Source organism: Subdoligranulum sp. DSM 23681 (assembly GCF_057005535.1).
Window position 1 is genome coordinate 2,749,835 of sequence record NZ_CM168050.1, and the last position, 18,093, is coordinate 2,767,927.

The following is an 18,093-nucleotide window of genomic DNA, read 5'->3' on the forward strand; positions in this document are numbered from 1 at the left end:
TTGAACTACAGCCGAAGAAACCAGCTCCTTCGTCAAAGCAATCCATTCTGCAAGGGAGGAAACGAGTGATGGAAAATTCTTATATTGATCTGCATACCCACACCACCAAAAGCGACGGTGTGTGCACACCGGAGCAGCTGTGCGCCAAAGCGGAGCAGGCACAGATCGGCGTACTTGCCATCACCGATCACAACTATACGGAAGACATTGGTGGGCTGCAGGCCCGACATCCGGCGATCCGGTTGATACAGGGCGCCGAAATCAGCTGCTTGTATACCACATCCCAGAAGGCAGAAGTGGAAATCCATGTTGTGGCGCTGGGGTTCGATCGCTGCAGCCCCCGGATACAGGAAGTCCTTTTCCACAATAAGCCGGACCGCGCACCATATATCAATGCGATTCTGGACCGCCTTCGCCTGTGTGGGATTGATCTGGGCAGTTATGAGGATCTGCGCCGCCTTTATCCGGACAAACGCCATATCGGACGGATGGTCATTGCCGGCATGCTCAAGGAGCGGCACTATGTGGAGACGGTGGATCAGGCCTTTGACGTTTATATCGGACAGTACGGCCAGAGAAAGGCTTTTGTTCCCAATCCGCTGCGGTATGTGTCCATGGAAGAGGCGGTGGGGGCCATTCTGGCGGCAGGCGGTGCGGCGGTGCTGGCGCATCTGTACTATTACCGCCTTGACGAAACCGAAAATGAACGGCTGCTCAAGCAGTTCAAGGAGCTGGCCGGCAGTCGTGGTGCCATGGAGGTACTTTACCGGCAGTATGATGACAACCAGCGGCAAACACTGAAAAAGCTGGCCGACCGGTATGACCTGATGTACAGTGCCGCCAGCGATTACCATGGGCAGAGCGAACAGGACAGCCTGTTGAATCATTTCCCGCAGGATTCCTGCACGCGCCTGCTGGAGTGTCTGGGAATGTGAAGATTCGGGCTTTCTGTCGCCGGGAAACAGATGACGTTCCCCGGCGCTTACTATTCCAGAGGAGGAGCTGGTCAGGATGAGAAGGATGGCCGTCCCCGGCGGGGTACGCAGCACCTGCTGGGATACATATACCCAACCGCCGTATGCCGCCGGTATGCAGGAACAAGCCATCGGTATGCCGGCCGGAGCGGAACGGGAAAAGGAAGCTGCGGTACAGATCTGCTGGAAAGGCGGTTTTGCGGCGGTGGCAGCGGGGATGGCGGGAATGCTCTCTCCCGGTGAGCAGGCGGCGCCGATTTTGTCCGGGTGCTGGCTGCAGGCGTGCTGCGGGCCATTCTCTGAAACCTGGTCAAAGGAGAGAGCGGACCTGTCCGGGTGGCAGACCGGGGCAGGGGAGGTTTCCGGCAGATGATGCCGGACGACCGGAAAAAAACGAAAAAATACAGAAAGGCCGGAGGCCCCGTCAGGGACCCCGGCCTTTCTCGATCAATGATGTTTTTGCCGCAGTAAAAAAACCTTGAAGCGGCTGTACCCGTTCATCTTATCGGTGTCAAATTCTTCCGTCAGCACATACCGCTTGCGCATGCCGTCAAACTGCAGGGCGGTGCCCTCTTCCTGCACATCGGTCAGTACTCGGGGCAGAGCCTTCTGGTCGGTCTCAAATTCCGGCTCCTTGTCCCACAGGATCTTTCCGGTCTCATCCAGCCCGTGGGCCCATACGCTGAATACCAGACAGGCGGCTTCCCCGTAGCAGTAGCGCTCAAATTTGATGCGCCCGTCCAGGTAGAACAGCAGGCAATCCCGGAAGTGGGTCTCCAGCTCTTTTTCGTAGCGGCGCCCGCAGGACGGTCCGGCAAAGTCGGCAGCATTGGCAGTCATCGGCAGATGTTCCTCCCCAAGATGGATTTACCGGCTCATTATACCGCAAAATCCGGCAAAATACCAGTGAAAATTATTCCGCGCGTACATCCCGGGCCCGCAGGAGCAGGATGGCCAGTCCTGCAAATATCCCGGCCCAGACAAGGCAGGCCAGCAAAAAGGGGAAAAACTGACCGCTCAGCATATCGTCTTTCCGGTTGGAGTTCATACCGGCCTGCATCAGGGCAAAAGGCCAGAAGAGGGACAATCCCCGGCTGGCGGCCAGCATGCCGCTCACCCCACCGGCCAGGCCGACCAGGACAGGCACGGCAAAGCTGCGGATGGCCATGGCCAGCAGCAGTTCAAAGGCGATGACGCCCAGGCTGCCCAGCACCCCGCGCAGCAGCCAGATCACGATTGTGACCGGAGGCCATCCTGGCAGACCGGCCCAAAACTTGCCCGCCAGCAGATACAGCAAAAACACCCACCCCTGGGTCAGCAAGGTCATCTTGGCTACCACCAGAAACTTTGCCAGAAAAATATAGGAACGGCGTACCGGAACCGTCATGATCAGGTTCCAGTTGTGCCCCAGGTGTTCCAGCCGCCACAGGTAGGCGGCGTAGACACCTACCATGGGGGCAAAGAAGAACAGGGTATAAAACAAGGTGTGCTGGGTCCAAAGGTTGTACCAGTCAAAGGTGAGCAGGCCCAGGTTCTGCAAAAAGTTGAAGGTACCGTATAAGGCCGAGATCATCGGCACGACCAGGAACACCAGCCAGATCACGGCCCCGTGCAGTTTTCGGTTTTCAGCCAGAATACAGCGGATCAGCATAGTCAGACCTCCTCCTGTTCAATGGCCCGACGGCACATCCGGGCCAGAATCACCGCCAGCAGCACAGTGACCCCCAGCAGCGGCCAGCACAAAGGCCGGACGAACATCCGGGCGATGCGGGTATCTGCGTCCCAGTCCATGCCCACAGGGCTCAGCGGGATGTAGTAGCCGAAGGGCACCAGATAGGAAACCCATACGGGCATGAATGCGGCAAACAGTCCCAGAAGGGCGCCGCAGAATCCGACCGCCAGGGCGGCCACCTGGTTGGCCAGACGGATGCTGAGCAGAAAGGAAAGAAAGTACAGCATCCCGTTTACGCAGAAGGTGCACAGCAGCAGCCACAGGCAAAGCCTTGCATCCAATGCTTCGGTGAAGCCCCGGAAATACCCCAGCACCGGCATGGCCAGAATCTCCAGCCCGCATACCAGAAGATTTTCCAGCATCCCCAGGGCGGCCTTGGCCCCGAACAGACTGCCGCGGCTCTGCAGGGTGAACAGCAGTTTGCAGGTCTGCCCTTTGGTCTCGGCATCCCAGATGCGGCTGGCCAGGGCTGCCATTCCCACCGGCATGACCACCGCGTTCATGATGGGCAGGGCATACAGCAAAGCGCTGTATCCGGCGGCACGCTCATCGGCGGTGCTGGGGGCGCTGGCGCTGGCCCACAGGACCACGATCAGTGCAATGCCCACCGCCACCGGCAGGTCGTGACGGCGGCGGGTCTTCTGCACTTCGGCCAAAAAGGCGCGCATTCAGACCACCTCCTTGCGGCTCTCGGTCAGGCTCAGGAAGATTTCTTCCAGCGTCCTGGTGCGGCGGGTCACGCCCACCACGCCGGCTCCCTGGTCGGCCAGCTGCCGCACCAGTTCAGCCACGGATGTTTCAGGCAGGGCAGGCAGCTGCAGGCAGTGGGGATCGCCGCCGTCACAGGCGAAAATCCGGGCGGCTCCCAGCACCCGGCGGGCCGGACCGGGATTCAGCACTTCCAGCAGGATGTTTCCCCGGCTGTGACGGCGCAGTTTGTCCAGCGGTCCCTGGAACAGCAGCTGCCCGTTGTTGATGATGCCCACATGGTCCACAATCATTTCCAATTCACTGAGCAGGTGGCTGGAAATGAGCAACGTGGCGCCGCAGGTGCGGGGCATCTCGGCAATCAGGCTGCGCATCTCCTGAATCCCTGCGGGATCCAGCCCGTTGGTGGGTTCGTCCAGTACCAGCAGCTTTGGGCTGCCCAGCAGGGCCTGGGCGATACCCAGCCGCTGACGCATGCCCAGGGAATATTGGCCTACCTTCCGCCGCCGGTACTCTTTCAGATGCACGATCTCCAGTACCCGGTCAATGTCTTTGCGCGGCACCTGCTTCAGGTCCGCCACGATCTGCAGATTTTCCTGGGCGGTTAGGTGCGCATACCCGGCGGGGGATTCGATCAGGCTGCCGGTACGGCGCAGGATGTCCAGCCGGTTGCGGGCATCCATCCGCTGCCCCAGAAGCCGCACGGTGCCCCCGGTGGGGTGAATCAGTCCCAGCAGCATCTTCATGGTGGTGCTTTTTCCCGCGCCGTTGGGGCCGATAAATCCGTATACGCTCCCTTCCGGGACCAGCAGGTCCAGATGGTCCACAGCGGTGTGGCTTCCGTAGGCCTTGCACAGGTCTTTCGTCTCTATGATATTGGTCATGGCAGTGTTTCTCCCTTCCTGTTGACGGCGGGGTTCTCTTTTGTCCCCGCATTGTCATCCTACATGCGGCGCCTTAATCGGGGGTGACACCCGGCTTAATTTTGCCTTAAGTTTTGGCGGGAGCCATAGCGCCGGAGCGGCCGGAAGGGTATAATAAAACCGTTATGACAGAAAGGAAGTGGCATGGGATGGGGCGTATTCAGGATGTGGAGATCCTGCTGGTGGATGACAACCCCGAACTTCTGGATTTGCTGTGCCAGACGCTGCACGGTGCCGGGTATACCTGCCTGCATACGGCCCAGACCTGTGCCCAGGCCCGGGCCGTCTTTGCCCAAAGCAGGCCGGGGCTGATGGTGCTGGATATCAATCTGCCGGATGGGGATGGCTTTTCTCTGTTCCGGGAGCTGAACGGGGCAGGGGAGATCCCGGCTCTGTTTCTGTCTGCCCGGGACGCCGACGCCGACCGTCTTTTCGGTCTGGGGCTGGGGGCGGATGATTACCTGACAAAACCTTTCCTGACCCAGGAATTGCTCCTGCGTATCCAGCTGATTCTGCGCCGGGTCTGGGGTCGGAGCGGGCAGGAAAGTCCGGCGGCAATCCTGCACCTGGCGGCCTGTCGTGTGGAACTGGCCGATGCGTCTGTCCACCGGGTGGACGGTACGCAGCTGACCCTCACCGGGACCGAGCGGACTATCCTGCAAAAATTGGCGGATAACCGGGGACATATCGTGACCTATGATGCGGTGTGTCAGGCGGTGTGGGGACAGGGGTATTACGGTTATGAAAACAGCCTGAATGTACACATCCGCCACCTGCGGGAGAAGATCGAAGCAGACCCCTCCCATCCCAGAAGCCTGCTGACGGCCCGGGGACTGGGGTACAAATTGCTGACGGAGGAATGCCCATGATACGCACCTTTGGCCGGATGCTGCGCCGGTATGCGTTGGCGGTGGCCGGCGGCGTTCTGGTGCTGACCGTTGCCATGCTGGCAATGTTCGTGGGCGTCGTGGCCTATTATGCCGACAAATACCAGGAAAACGTCCGCTACAGCGCCCAGCAGGTCGCCGGAGCGCTGGAACAGACACCGGACGGTTACCGGCTGAACAGCGACCACACCACCCAGGAATGGCTGTACGGGTATGAGTGGGCCATGCTGCTGGATGAGCAGGGAACCGTGGTATGGCAGTACCATCTGCCTGACCAGCTGGATCATGCTTATACCGTTACCGAAGTAGCCTCCTTCACCCGCTGGTATCTGGCCGATTATCCGGTGTTCTGCTGGATCACCGAAAACGGCCTTTTGGTGCTGGGCCGTACCCCGGGCACTATGTTCCGGTACAGTTTTTACTCTTACACCGAACTGTTCCAGGGAATTTACCGGGGCATCGTCCCCACATTGCTGGCCATTGTGGCTTTGGTGGTGGCCGGGTGCATGGTGTTCAGCTGGCGGGGGGCCAAAGCCCTGACCGGTGTGGCCAGGGGACTGGACACCCTGGCTGCCGGCGGTGCGGTACAGCTGCCCACCGTCGGCTTCACCGCGGAGGTGGCCCGCAAACTCAACCAGACCAGTGCACGACTGCAGCGCCAGAATGAGATCATTGCCAAGCGGGATGCCGCCCGCACCGACTGGATCGCCGGGGTCAGTCATGATATCCGCACGCCGCTGGCCCTGATTTTCGGCTATGCCGAACAGCTGGAACAGGATCCCACCCTGCCTTCGGACCAGCGGAACAAGGCGGCGGCCATCCGGGTCCAGGGGCAGACCATCCGGCACCTGATCGAGGACCTGAACCTGACCAGCAAACTGCAATACAACGCCCAGCCGCTTCGCCGTGCACCGATACATGCAGGGGAGCTGCTGCGCCGGATCGTTACCGATTTCTGCAATTCCGGCGTGGGGGAGACCTGTACCCTGGACTTTGACCTGGACCCGCTGGCAGAGAGGCTGGTGCTGGATGCGGATGCGTCTTTGCTGGGGCGGGCCTTCACCAATCTGCTGGGCAACAGTGCCAGACACAACCCGGGGTGCGCCATCACCGTTCATGCCCGAAGGGAGGAAACCACCCTTGCCGTGGCTGTTGCCGATACCGGCAGCGGGTACCCGCCGGCGGTGTTGGCGGTTCTGGAGGGCAATTGCCTTTCCGGCACGCAGCCCCATGTGCTGGGACTGCACATTGTGGAACAGATCGTGAAAGCCCATGGGGGGCAGGTGCAATTCGGCCAGAATACGCCCCACGGTGCCCGTACCGTTGTAAGGCTGCCTTTGGCAGAAGAACCGAATTCAGAAAAGCAATAAAAAACCGGGGCGCCCTGCCCCTGCTCCGCTTGGTGCGGAACAGGACGGCAGGGCGCCCCGGCTTGTTTTTTGGCAGGGGTGATCCCCTTGGTTACTTCATCAGGTCGCAGACCAGCTGGGCATACGCCACAGGATCTTCGATGGGCAGACCCTCAATGAGCAGGGCCTGGTCATACAGCAGTTCGCTGTATTTGTTGATCTTGTCAGTGTCGCCGGCAGCCTGGGCGGCCTGCAGGGCGGCAAAGACAGGATGGGTGGTGTTCAGTTCCAGTACCTTGGTGCTCTCCATGCCCTCGGTGTTACCGGGCATCTTGCGCAGGACCTTCTCCATCTCCATAGACAGTCCGCCTTCGCTGGACAGGCACACCGGATGATCTTTCAGAGTCGGGTTGGCCTTGACTTCCTTGATCTTGCCGTTCAGGGCGTTCTTGATGGCCTCAAACAGATCCTTGTTCTCATTGGCGGCGTCTTCGGCGGCCTTCTTTTCCTCATCGGTGGCCAGCCCCAGATCACCGGCATTGATGTTCTTGAATTCCTTCTCCTTGTAGTTGTGCATGATCTGCAGGCAGAACTCATCCACATCCTCGGTGCACAGCAGCAGGTCGTAGCCCTTGCTCAGAACCAGCTGGGCGTTGGGCAGCTTGCTCAGGCGGGCCGCATCGTCGCCGGCGGCGTAGTAGATGCACTTCTGGTCTTCGGGCATCTTTTCGATGTACTCATCCAGAGTCACATACTTCTGTTCCTTGGCGGAGAAGAACATCAGCAGGTCGGCCAGCAGATCCTTGTGCATGCCGTAGTCGCCGTAGATGCCGAACTTGATCTGGCGGCCGAAGGCCTTCCAGAAGGTCTCATACTTTTCGCGGTCGTTGACCAGCATGGCGTGCAGTTCGTTCTTGATCTTCTTTTCCAGACTGTTGCGGATCAGGCGCAGCTGGCTGTCTTTCTGCAGGGTCTCACGGCTGATGTTCAGGCTCAGGTCCTCGCTGTCCACAATGCCCTTGATGAAGCTGAAGTAGTCGGGCAGCAGGTCTGCGCACTTGTCCATGATCAGCACGCCGGAAGCGTACAGGGCCAGTCCCTTCTCGTATTCCTTGGTGTAGTAATCGTAGGGGGTACGTCCGGGCACAAAGAGCAGAGCGGTGTAGGTGGCGGTGCCCTCGGTGCGGGAGGTGATCACCCGCAGCGGGTCGGTGTAATCGTTGAAACGGTTTTTGTAGAACTCGTTGTAGTCCTCATCCTTCAGCTCTTTCTTGTCCCGCTTCCAGATGGGAACCATGCTGTTCAGGGTTTCCAGTTCGGTGTAGGTCTCCCACTCGGGCTTGTAGTCATCCCCGGCGTCCTCCGGCTTCGGCTTCTGACGGCTCTTTTCCCGGTACATGGTGATGGGATAATGCACATAATCGCTGTACTTCTTCACCAGATCGGCCAGAGTGTACTCTTCCAGATAGTGGCTGTAGTCCTCGTTTTCGGCGTCCTCTTTCAGCACCATGATCACATCGGTGCCCACGTCTTCCTTTTCGGCGGGGGTCAGGGTGTAGCCTTCCACACCCTTGGACTCCCACTTCCAGGCCTCATCGGAACCCAGAGCACGGGAGATGACCGTCACCTTGGACGCTACCATGAAGGCGGAGTAGAAGCCCACGCCAAACTGGCCGATGATGTCGATGTTCTCGTTCTGGTTTTCCTGCTTGAAGTCCAGGCTGCCGGACTTGGCGATGGTGCCCAGATTCTTTTCCAGCTCTTCCTTGGTCATGCCGATGCCGTTATCGCTCACGGTCAGGGTGCGGGTGTCCTTGTCGGCGGCAATGTGGATTTTCAGGTCTGCCTTGCTCACACCGATGCTGGTGTCGGTCAGGGACTTGAAATACAGTTTGTCGCAGGCATCCGACGCGTTGGAGATCAATTCACGCAGAAAGATCTCCTTGTTGGTGTAGATGGAATTGATCATCAGGTCCAGCAGCTTTTTGCTTTCGGCCTTGAATTGATGCATACCCATAAAATGATCGACCTCTTTGTATCTGAATTTCTTTGTTTTACCACGATTTAGCACTCTTGCAAGTCAAGTGCTAATGATAGTGTAGCACTCTGCTGCGCAAAGTGCAAGCGAAAACAGGCCTTTTTACAAAAAATTCAAAAACGTGTAAATCCCTCTTTTCAAACGCAAAGGTTTGCGCTATTCTATTGGTTGAAGCAAACCAAGAACAAAAACAATAATAATATACAAGGAAGTGTACCAATGTCCATTCATGGTGATGAGGCCTACAACAATTTTATGAAAGGCTATAACTGTGCCCAGTCCGTGGCGCTGGCCTATGCGGAAGAAATGCACCTGACCCCGGAGCAGGCCCTGACCATGTCGGCAGGCTTCGGCGGCGGCGTGGGACGCCTGCGGGAGGTCTGCGGCGCCTTTTCCGGCATCGTGCTGGTGCTGGGGGCGCTGTACGGCAGCCCGGACCCGTCCCAGAAAACCGCCCTGTATACGGAAGTGCAGGCACTGGCAGAACGTTACCGCACCGAAAACGGCGGCGGCAGCATCGTCTGCCGGGAACTGCTGGGCCTGAAAAAGGCGGAGGGGAGCCCGGTAGCCAGCCCCCGCACGCCGGAATACTATAAAAAACGTCCTTGCCCGGAGCTGGTCCGGCTGGCGGCCAATATTCTGGATGACTATATTGCCGCGCATCCGCTGCCCGAGCACAAATAAAAAGGGGAGAGAATCATGCATCTGTATGAGTACACCATGCCCAGCGGTGCCCGCATAGTGGGGTACCTGCGCGACCCCGACGACCATATGCCGGATTATAAGGTGCGCCCCGGGGTACTGATCATTCCCGGCGGCGGATACGACCATTGCGGCCACCGGGAAGGGGACCCTGTGGCCATGAACTTCCTCAACGCGGGGTATCAGGTGTTTATTCTGACCTACACCACCGCCAACACCACGCCGGCCCCTCTGGGGTTTGCACCGCTGCGGGATGCGGCCGGTGCCATCCTGCATCTGCGCCGGAATGCCGCCGCGCTCAATCTGGACCCCCACCGTCTGGCTGTATGCGGGTTCTCGGCGGGCGGGCATCTGGCCGCCTCTGTGGCGCTGCTGGCCCATCGTCCCGAAGTCTGTGCAGACCTGGGAGCGGAGGCTTCGCGGCTGCGCCCTGATGCGGTGATTCTGGGGTATCCGGTCATCACTTCCGGGGATTTTGCCCACAAAGGTTCTATTGCAAACCTGGCCGGGAATGACCGGTCCCTCTGGGAACTTTTCAGCCTGGAAAAGCAGGTGCAGCCCGGAATGCCGCCCTTTTTCCTCTGGCATACCGTGGAGGACGATGTGGTTCCGGTGCAGAACACCCTTCTGCTGGTCGGGGCTCTGCAGGCGTGCCATGTGCCGTATGAACTGCATCTGTTTCCCCATGGGGCCCACGGCAGCAGTACCTGCCACCGTGAGGTGAACCATCCCGATCCCCATAATGCAACATGGCTGCCGCTGTGCATCGACTGGCTGGCCGATGTTTTTGATTTTCACCTGTAACAAGGAGGCGCTTTTGCCATGAAAATCTTTTTCTATACCTTGCGGGAGTTCGATGAACTGCCGTATTGTGAACCCTTCAAACAGAAGTACGGTATCGACTACGCCTGGACTTCCGAGCCGCCCTGTCCGGAAAACCTGCATCTGGCCGAAGGCTGCGATGCGGTGAGCACCAACCCCTGCGAGATCCGCCCCGAATACCTGCAGACCTTTGCCCAAATGGGAGTGCGCTACCTGCCCTGCCGTAGCATCGGATATGACCACATTCCGCTGGATACCGCGAAAGAGCTGGGCCTGCGGGTCTCCCACAGCCATTATCCGCCGGAAGGCGTGGCCAACTATACCATCATGCTCATGCTGATGGCCACCCGCAAGATGAACCAGATCATGCTGCGTGCGGTGGCGCAGGATTATTCTCTGGCCGGCAAGATGGGCCGGGATCTGTCCAGCTGCACCGTCGGCGTGATCGGTACGGGCAAGATCGGCCGCACGGTCATCCGGCACCTGGCCGGGTTCGGCTGCCGCATCCTGGCCTATGATCTGTATCCCAATGAGGAAGTCTGCAATACGGCCGAGTACGTGGATCTGGACACTCTGTATGCCGAGAGTGATGTCATCACCCTGCACCTGAATGCCACGCCGGAGAACCATTACCTGATCAACGAGGCAGCCATTGAAAAAATGAAGCCGGGTGTGATCCTCATTAACACCGCCCGGGGGACCCTGATCGAACCCAAGGCGCTGGTCAATGGTCTGGAAAGCGGCAAGATCGGCGGCGCCGGTCTGGACGTGGTGGAGGATGAAAACGGCATCTGCTACTACAACCGCGCCGGAGAGGCACTGGCAAACCGGGAACTGGCCTTGCTGCGCAGCTTCCCCAACGTGATCGTCAGTCCCCATACCGCTTTCTATACCGACGTGAACGTGGCCAGCATGGTGCAGAGCGCCTTTGAGGCGGTGAGCAACATGGCTGCCGGACGTCCCGAACCCAACGAGGTGAAGCTGTGAGTCTGGAACCCGGCCGCACCGGGGAACCGGAACTGGAGGCTGCCCTGGACCATTGCCCGCGGCTGAAGCCGTCGGATGCGTTTTCTTTCGCCTGCGCGGGCTGCGGGGACTGCTGCCGCAGCCGTCGGGATCTGGTGCTGTCCGGTCTGGACCTGTATCGTCTGGCCCGGTGGATGCGCCTTCCGCCCCGCACGGTGGCGGAAGCCTTCTGCCGCCGGCAGATCGGTTCCGCTACCTGCCTGCCGGTGCTGGTATTGCGTCCCTCGGCCCGTACCGGAGACTGCCCCTTTCTGGAAGGAGACGGCTGTGCCATTCATCCGGCCCGTCCGCTGGCCTGCGCCCTGTATCCGTTGGGCCAGTCCATCGACCCGGACACTGCCCGGATAGAATACTTTCCCCAGCTGCCGCTGTGCGGAACAGACGCTCCCGACAGGACGCTGGCAGACTATCTGGAACATGCCGGCGTGACCGAACGTGCCGGCACGGACGCTTCCTGGGCGGTGGAGTGCACCCGCCTGACCGACATGCTCAAGGCGGCAGGGGGCAGGGAACATCCCCGTTTTGCTCCGGCGGTACGGCGCATCGAACGGGCTTTATACTACGACTACTCTACCCGGGATGAATTCTACCCCCAGTTCCGGGAAAACCTGGATATCCTGTATCCGGTTGTGCACAAATTGCTGGGCATCGACCCCTGAAACAAAGTAAAACAGCCCTTCTTCCCGGCGGATCGCCGCACAGGGAAGAGGGGCTGTTTGATTTTATATGGAAAATGGTCAGCAGCAGAAGAAGCCGCGTCCGCCGCAGCAGCAAATGCTGCACAGGTTGCACATCATCAGATACAGCCATGCCTGCAGGCAGAAGTTGCCCTGCTGCATGCGGGAACCGGGCTGGGTGTAGGCCTCCTGGTAGGAAGCATAGGTGCGGCCGGGGTTCTGCAGCCGGTCCAGCAGCCGCTGATAATCAAAGTTGTTGGGCTCCATATTTACGGCAGTGCGGGCTTCGTTCTGGGCGTTGATGTTGTTGCCAAGCCCGGAATTGGCCAGTGCCGCGTAATAGTGCCAGCGGGCGGAACGGTCGGCCACCGGTACGCTGTTCAGCACGTTGAGGGCTTCCGTGTAATAGCCGTTGCGGATATAGTTGTTGGCCGCCTGCATTTCGGGGGATTCCCGTCCGGTGTTGCTGCGGGTCTCATAGCCGCCAAAACCAAAGGGATCAAACCCAAAGCCGAACCCGAAGGGATCCTGGTACCCGGTATTTTGGCGGCCGTAACCGCTGTATCCGCCGGCATTGCCTTGCCCGTAGCCGCTCTGGGACTGCTGACGGCTGCCGCCGCCGGAACGCAGGCGCATGATCTCGCTGTACGCGGCCTGTACTTCTTTGAACTTGTCTTCGCAGGTGGGATCGTCGGGATGCAGGTCGGGGTGATACTGCTTGCATTTCTGGCGATATGCCTTTTTGATGGTTTCCTCGCCAGCCCCCGGCTGGATGCCCAATACGCTGTACGGATCGGTCATTCGTCTTGCTTCCCCTTCCTTGCCTTGCCGGACTTGTTGCGCATGGCCTTTACCAGCGCGTATTTGCTCCATACCCCGGCATAGATCGTGTTGTGCAGCAGCTGCCCCTCAGGTGTGTCGTTCAGTATGGGCAGCAGGTTGAAATTCTGGGCACACAGGCCCATCTGTTGGGTCAAAAGTTCATGGCACCGCTCTTCAAAGCCGGCCTTGTCAGGGCCGAATGCTTCAGCGATGGCGGCCAGGGCGTTGAAGCTGCCCCGGCGCTTATCTTTTTTCAAATCGTCATAGGCGTCCATCAGGTAAATGAACCCGCCCAGGCCTCGGCCCATGCCATCCAGGGCAGGGGCCCATATGTCCTCCCGACAGCAGAACACGGCTCCCAGCAATGCGCCGAAGCAATTGCACAGCGCATCCAGATCGGTGCTGCCGGCGCTTTCCAGCGCGTTCAGCTCGGCCAGTCTGATTTCGATGGCACCGCATTGCCGCGGCCATTTTTGGCGGATATCGGCCAGGGGCCGTTCCAGTTTGTGTGCGGCCAGAAGGCTGACGCGGCTGTGATCGTCTTGCCAGTTGTCCAGATAATTGTAGTAGGCCAGCGCTACGGTCATGTCGGCTGCGTACTCCAGAAATTCGTTGGCGGCACGGGGACGGGCTTTCAGCGGATGGGGGGCACAGCGTCCGGCGGAAAATTCGGTCTTCGGCTCGTACAGAGCGCTGAGCAGCAAAGCGGCAAATGTCATGTCGTAGGAAAGGGCCATCCGCGCTGTGTTTCCGTAGCGGGCCAGGGACTGGCACAGGCCGCAGTAATAGGCCTGATAGCAGTCCATGGCACTTTTGTCCAGCCCTTTGCGATAGATCGTAACATATCCGAACACGCAGCGTCAACCTTTCCGGCCGTAGAGTAAGTCAGCTCTTTTTGATAAAGCTGGTGCCGCATTTGGGGCAGGTGATGGAGATACGGCCCCGTCCGCGCGGCACCCGCAGCTGCTGGCGGCAGCGCGGGCAGCGGTAATAGTGATAGGTCTTGCGCAGGGAAAACCGGGTCTTTACGCCGCCGAACCAATTGAGTACAGCGGTGCGCTTTTCCCAGTACCAGCGGTTTTCAGCAATGCGCTGGGCGTGATTGCGGCTGAACATCCGGATGTAGGAATAGATCAGCATGGCAAAACCGATGGCGTAGAACAGTACGCCGAACAATCCGGGCAGAAACAGTCCCAAAATCAGGAACACCAGAGACGCAACGGCCAGAAAACGATTGAATTGATCGCCGCCGTACCGGCCCGACATAAAACGCTGAAACCAGGCTTTCATTTTGATACACGCATCCTTCTTGCAAACATTGTAAAAATCAGGTTCGGGCATTATTATGCCATGAATTTGTGGTCAAATCGTGAACAGGAAGGAAACAGACTATAAACATCCGGGCTTCCGACGGCCTTGTGATGCAAAGTTCAGCCGTTCTGCCGCTGCAGCAGTACGACGGTCTCACAATGTTTTGTCCGGGGGAACAGGTCCACCGGCTGGATGGTTTCAGGGCGGTACCCGGCATCCGCCAAGGCGCGGGTATCCCGGGCGGCGGTGGCAGGGTTGCAGCTGACCATGACGATGGTGCGCGGCGCCATATCCACCAGTGCTTTCAGGGTGGCCTCGTCGCAGCCCTTGCGGGGCGGGTCCACCACGATCACGTCGGGGCGGGCTCCTTCTGCCGCAAACCGGGCCGCAGCGGTCCCGGCATCCATGCAATAGAAGTCAGCCTGTTCGGGGGTCAGTCCCAGCCGTGCCGCCGTCTCCTTGGCGGCGTCCACGGCCTGGGGGACGACCTCTACCCCCACCAGCCGACGGCAGTCCGGCAGCATGGAAAGCCCGATGGTTCCCATACCGCAATACAGGTCCAGCAGAAAATCGTCAGGGCGCAGGGCTGCGTACCGTCGGGCAGTGGCATAGAGGAGTTCGGCGGCGGGGGTGTTGACCTGGTAGAACTCGTGAACGCTCATGCGCAGAGGGACGCCTGCCAGTGTATCTTCGATCAGACCGGGCCCCAGCACCGTGCGGGTGTTCTGCCCCAAAATCACATTGGTGCGGGCTGTGTTGCGGTTGACCAGGATGGTGGTCAGCTCAAATTCTTTTTGCAGCGTCTGGCAGATCTCCGCTTCGTGGGGCAATCCGTTTCCATTGACCACAAAACAGAGCAGACGCTGACCGCTGTGCCAGCCCTGCCGCATATACAGATGCCGGATGCGCCCCTTGCCGGTCTCCTCGTTGTATGGTTCCACATCATATCTTTCAAACAGAGCGCAGGCCCTGACAGCCAGGGCATTCATCCAGTCCGGCTGCAGCCGGCAGTCCGGTGTCCGGATGATGCGGTGACTGCGTCCGGCATAAAAGCCGGTAATGATGTGCCCGTCGCTGTCCCGTCCAACCGGCAGCTGTACCTTGTTGCGGTAGCGCTCCACCAGGGGCGAGGGCAGCACATCGGCCACCGGCGTATGCACTCCGCCCAGACGGACAAAGGCATCCCGGACAAAACCGGTCTTGGCAGCACATTCAGCCTCGTAGGTGATGTGCCGCAGACTGCATCCGCCGCAGGGAGCACAGACGGGACAGTCGGGCTCGCAGCGGCCGGGTCCGGGTTGAAGAAGGGTCTCCACCCGGGCAAACGCATAATTCTTCAGGGACTTTGTGATTCGTGCGCAGATGCGGTCACCGGGGGCGGTGGCGGGCACAAATACGGCCATGCCTTCAAAGTGGCCCACGCCGCTTCCGTCACTGGACAGGGACTCCACGGTCATTTCAATGATCTGGTTTTTTTTCAAAAAAGAGGAAGTCTGGTTCGGCATAATGCTCCTTTACATATAAGAAAAACAGGACGGGGAGAAACACACAAAACAAGCCCAAAACGCGGCACGTTGCGGCGCTTTGGGCCGGAAATCACAGCTGGGGATCTTTTTCCAGCGCAGCCAGATACTTGCTTGGGGGCACACCCTTGACCTTTTTGAAGACCCGGGAAAAATAGAACTGGTCAAAGAAGCCCACCGAAACGGCAATCTCCGCAATGGAAAGGTGGCTGTTTTTCAGCAGGGAGCAGGCCTCACTGATGCGGTATCCGGTCAGGTAATCAATAGGACTTTGTCCCACGTTTGCCATAAACACCCGGTACAGGTGGCTGCGGCTTACGCCCACCGCCTTGGCGATGTCATCCACCGAGATGTCATGGGAATAGTTGAACTGGATATACTTGATGGCGGCCAGCACATACTGGCTGCTGGAACTGCCGGGATTGGGCATGGTGTCCCGGGCTTCCTTCATGAGCTGGGCCATGAACAGGTACAGGTACCCGGTCATCAGAGCTTCGCACTGGGGTTCCGGCCCGCGGGAAAGATATATATTGTAAAGTGCTTCCCGCACGCTTTGCGGATCCTTGCAGTGGTGCAGAGGATGCTGGTCGGTGAACGGAGTCTGCTGCACCAGTTTGTTGGCGCAGGCGCCGTTGAATCCCACCCAGTAATATTCCCAGGGTTCGGTTTCATCCGCGGCGTAGGTGATCAGCTGGTTCGGCTTGGCCAGGAACAAGTCGCCCTCCTGCAGATTGAACGCCGCACCGCCCACCTGGTATACGCCTTTTCCGGCCACCACCAGGTGGATCAGGTAATGGTCGCGCACACCGGGCCCCCAGGTGTGCCCCGGCAGACAGCACTCATGACCGCAGTTGAAGATGGAAAGTTCCACGTTGTCGGTATAGCTTTGCTTATAGGATTGCTTGAGCAGGTTTGCCATGTTTTGCCCCCAAAAGGATGTTGCGGCACAGGCCGCGGGATTTCTTTTATTATAGCAAGGCATTCATCAAAAGTCCATAATCTCGTTGAAAAAAACTGTTTACTTACCGGTAAAATTTGTTATACTGGGTATAGATAGAGCCTCTGAGAGCAGAGTCTACCAAAAAATGCGAAGCTTTTTGTGCATGATGCTAAAGCTGAACAGAAACGGGAGGTTGTTACGACCATGGCCATTTCCAGCGTTCTCAAAAAACAGATTCAGGACGGCGCCTATGACGCCGCTTTTGCCAAGCTGTACGCGGCTGACCCGGCGGTCATTGCGGCGCAGCGGGCACGTTACATAAGGACCATTGAAAATTTTGAAAAGGAGTTTGGTGCGGACCGCGAAGTGCGTCTGTACTCCGCTCCCGGCCGGACGGAAATCGGCGGCAACCATACCGACCACAACAACGGCGTTGTCATGGCAGCGGCCGTCAACCTGGATATCATCGCTGTGGTTGCCAAAAATGACAACAATACTGTCCGTTTCATTTCCGAAGGCTTCGGCAAGATCGATGACATTGACCTTTCGGTGCTGACCCCGCAGAAACCGGAAGCGGAGCACAGCGCGTCCCTGATCCGCGGCGTTGCTGCCGGTATCGTGAAGGAAGGCGGCAAGGTGGGCGGCTTCGACGCTTTTTCCACCAGCGATGTGCTGCGCGGTTCCGGCCTGTCCAGCTCCGCGGCCTTCGAGGTGTGCGTGGGTGCCATCTTCCGCGGCGAATACAATGACAACGATATGGAACGCCTGAACCAGGTGGAGATCGCCAAGATCGGTCAGTATGCCGAAAACGTCTTTTTCGGCAAGCCTTCCGGCCTGATGGACCAGACCGCCTGCGCCGTGGGCAGTGCCATTACCATTGATTTCAAGGATCCTTCTGCACCCATTGTCAATAAGGTGAAGTTTGACCTGGCCGGCAAGGGCTTTGCCCTGTGCATCAGCGATACCAAGGGCAGCCACGCGGATCTGACCGATGATTATGCCGCTATCCGCCGTGAGATGGAATCGGTGGCGGCCTGCTTCGGCAAAAAGGTCCTGCGGGATGTGGACGAAGAAACCTTCATTGCCGCCATTCCCGAAGTCCGCAAGAAGGTGGGGGACCGTGCGGTGGTGCGTGCCATCCACTTTTACAACGATTGCCGGCGCGCTACAGAGCTGTGCGATGCCATCAAGGCGGATGAATTTGACCGGTTCCTGGAACTGATTCTGGAAGGCGGTCATTCCAGCTTTGAGTATAACCAGAATGCTTACAGCATCAAGAACGTAAAAGAACAGGGCGTACCTCTGGCGTTGGCCATCAGCCAGCGGGTGCTGCAGGGCCGCGGCGCCTGGCGTCTGCAGGGCGGCGGTTTTGCCGGTACCATCCAGGCCTTTGTGCCCCTGGATCTGCTGGACAAGTACCGCACTGCCATTGATGCGGTCTTTGGCGCCGGCAGCTGCCATGTGCTCAGTGTGCGCAATTACGGTGCTGTGCCGGTAGAAGAAACGATGTAACCTGCATTTCGGAAAAGGTAAGGGCGGCTTTTTCTCCGTGCCCGTCTGCATGGAGGAAGGTCCGCCCTTTTTTGTACCGACATCCCATAAGAAAAGACCCGCAGGGGAAACCTGCGGGTCTTTCTTCATCAGGGCAAAGGTGGCCGG

At 58.8% G+C, this 18,093-nt stretch carries 19 protein-coding genes; 9 read left to right on the forward strand and 10 right to left on the reverse strand.

From position 1 onward, the window contains the following. Window positions 1-68 precede the first annotated feature (68 nt). Window positions 69-935, forward strand: a complete 867-nt coding sequence (locus tag AC127K_RS12680; RefSeq protein WP_483720864.1) for a PHP domain-containing protein — start codon at window positions 69-71, stop codon at window positions 933-935. A gap of 76 nt (window positions 936-1,011) precedes the next feature. Next, the gene (locus AC127K_RS12685) at window positions 1,012-1,347 is read left to right on the forward strand and encodes a hypothetical protein (protein WP_483720865.1); all 336 of its coding nucleotides are present in this window, start codon (window positions 1,012-1,014) and stop codon (window positions 1,345-1,347) included. Window positions 1,348-1,421: 74 nt separating this feature from the next. On the opposite strand, the gene AC127K_RS12690 is transcribed toward AC127K_RS12685, so the two are convergent. The 4 genes from AC127K_RS12690 to AC127K_RS12705 form a co-directional block, all read right to left on the reverse strand. Further along, a complete protein-coding gene (locus AC127K_RS12690; RefSeq protein WP_294540642.1) occupies window positions 1,422-1,814 on the reverse strand; it encodes a hypothetical protein in 393 nt (130 codons plus the stop codon). Window positions 1,815-1,887: 73 nt separating this feature from the next. After that, window positions 1,888-2,625, reverse strand: a complete 738-nt coding sequence (locus tag AC127K_RS12695) for an ABC transporter permease (RefSeq protein WP_483720866.1) — start codon at window positions 2,623-2,625, stop codon at window positions 1,888-1,890. A 2-nt stretch (window positions 2,626-2,627) separates the two neighbouring features. Continuing rightward, complete coding sequence (locus AC127K_RS12700) at window positions 2,628-3,374, reverse strand: ABC transporter permease (protein WP_483720867.1); 747 nt, start codon at window positions 3,372-3,374, stop codon at window positions 2,628-2,630. Next, window positions 3,375-4,298 (reverse strand): ABC transporter ATP-binding protein, encoded by a 924-nt coding sequence (locus tag AC127K_RS12705; RefSeq protein WP_483720868.1) that lies wholly within the window; start codon window positions 4,296-4,298, stop codon window positions 3,375-3,377. Window positions 4,299-4,486: 188 nt separating this feature from the next. Here AC127K_RS12705 and AC127K_RS12710 point away from each other — a divergent pair, with 188 nt between their 5' ends. Both AC127K_RS12710 and AC127K_RS12715 read left to right on the forward strand, forming a co-directional pair. Further along, window positions 4,487-5,206 carry a response regulator transcription factor gene (locus AC127K_RS12710; RefSeq protein WP_294540634.1) on the forward strand — a complete coding sequence of 240 codons (720 nt, stop codon included), beginning with the start codon at window positions 4,487-4,489 and terminating at the stop codon, window positions 5,204-5,206. After that, window positions 5,203-6,594 (forward strand): sensor histidine kinase, encoded by a 1,392-nt coding sequence (locus AC127K_RS12715; protein WP_483720869.1) that lies wholly within the window; start codon window positions 5,203-5,205, stop codon window positions 6,592-6,594. Before AC127K_RS12710 ends, AC127K_RS12715 begins: the two co-directional genes overlap by 4 nt. Before the next feature lie 91 nt (window positions 6,595-6,685). Here AC127K_RS12715 and htpG read toward each other — a convergent pair whose 3' ends face one another. After that, the gene (gene htpG, locus AC127K_RS12720) at window positions 6,686-8,590 is read right to left on the reverse strand and encodes a molecular chaperone HtpG (protein ID WP_483720870.1); all 1,905 of its coding nucleotides are present in this window, start codon (window positions 8,588-8,590) and stop codon (window positions 6,686-6,688) included. Window positions 8,591-8,830: 240 nt separating this feature from the next. Between htpG and AC127K_RS12725 the strand changes: the two genes are divergently transcribed. From AC127K_RS12725 to AC127K_RS12740, 4 genes are read left to right on the forward strand one after another with little or no spacing between them, the layout of a single operon-like run. Beyond that, window positions 8,831-9,295: a C-GCAxxG-C-C family protein gene (locus tag AC127K_RS12725; protein ID WP_294540628.1), complete on the forward strand. Its 465-nt coding sequence runs from the start codon at window positions 8,831-8,833 to the stop codon at window positions 9,293-9,295. A 15-nt stretch (window positions 9,296-9,310) separates the two neighbouring features. Further along, on the forward strand, window positions 9,311-10,117 hold the full coding sequence (locus AC127K_RS12730) for an alpha/beta hydrolase (RefSeq protein ID WP_483720871.1): 807 nt from the start codon (window positions 9,311-9,313) through the stop codon (window positions 10,115-10,117). A gap of 18 nt (window positions 10,118-10,135) precedes the next feature. Continuing rightward, window positions 10,136-11,122: a D-isomer specific 2-hydroxyacid dehydrogenase family protein gene (locus tag AC127K_RS12735; RefSeq protein ID WP_483720872.1), complete on the forward strand. Its 987-nt coding sequence runs from the start codon at window positions 10,136-10,138 to the stop codon at window positions 11,120-11,122. Next, window positions 11,119-11,820 carry a YkgJ family cysteine cluster protein gene (locus AC127K_RS12740; protein ID WP_483720873.1) on the forward strand — a complete coding sequence of 234 codons (702 nt, stop codon included), beginning with the start codon at window positions 11,119-11,121 and terminating at the stop codon, window positions 11,818-11,820. Before AC127K_RS12735 ends, AC127K_RS12740 begins: the two co-directional genes overlap by 4 nt. Before the next feature lie 78 nt (window positions 11,821-11,898). Here AC127K_RS12740 and AC127K_RS12745 read toward each other — a convergent pair whose 3' ends face one another. The 5 genes from AC127K_RS12745 to AC127K_RS12765 all read right to left on the reverse strand — a co-directional run bounded on the left by AC127K_RS12745 (window position 11,899) and on the right by AC127K_RS12765 (window position 16,413). Beyond that, entirely contained in the window at window positions 11,899-12,639 is a 741-nt protein-coding gene (locus AC127K_RS12745; protein ID WP_483720874.1) for a J domain-containing protein, read from the reverse strand. Then, the gene (locus AC127K_RS12750) at window positions 12,636-13,514 is read right to left on the reverse strand and encodes a DUF5685 family protein (protein ID WP_483720875.1); all 879 of its coding nucleotides are present in this window, start codon (window positions 13,512-13,514) and stop codon (window positions 12,636-12,638) included. Before AC127K_RS12750 ends, AC127K_RS12745 begins: the two co-directional genes overlap by 4 nt. 31 nt (window positions 13,515-13,545) lie before the next feature. Then, window positions 13,546-13,950: a zinc ribbon domain-containing protein gene (locus tag AC127K_RS12755; protein ID WP_294540615.1), complete on the reverse strand. Its 405-nt coding sequence runs from the start codon at window positions 13,948-13,950 to the stop codon at window positions 13,546-13,548. Between the two features lie 140 nt (window positions 13,951-14,090). Continuing rightward, window positions 14,091-15,476 carry a 23S rRNA (uracil(1939)-C(5))-methyltransferase RlmD gene (rlmD, locus tag AC127K_RS12760; protein ID WP_483720876.1) on the reverse strand — a complete coding sequence of 462 codons (1,386 nt, stop codon included), beginning with the start codon at window positions 15,474-15,476 and terminating at the stop codon, window positions 14,091-14,093. A 91-nt stretch (window positions 15,477-15,567) separates the two neighbouring features. After that, entirely contained in the window at window positions 15,568-16,413 is an 846-nt protein-coding gene (locus AC127K_RS12765) for an AraC family transcriptional regulator (protein ID WP_294542797.1), read from the reverse strand. A gap of 225 nt (window positions 16,414-16,638) precedes the next feature. Here AC127K_RS12765 and AC127K_RS12770 point away from each other — a divergent pair, with 225 nt between their 5' ends. Further along, window positions 16,639-17,946, forward strand: a complete 1,308-nt coding sequence (locus AC127K_RS12770) for a galactokinase (RefSeq protein ID WP_294542795.1) — start codon at window positions 16,639-16,641, stop codon at window positions 17,944-17,946. The last annotated feature ends 147 nt before the right edge of the window (window positions 17,947-18,093 follow it).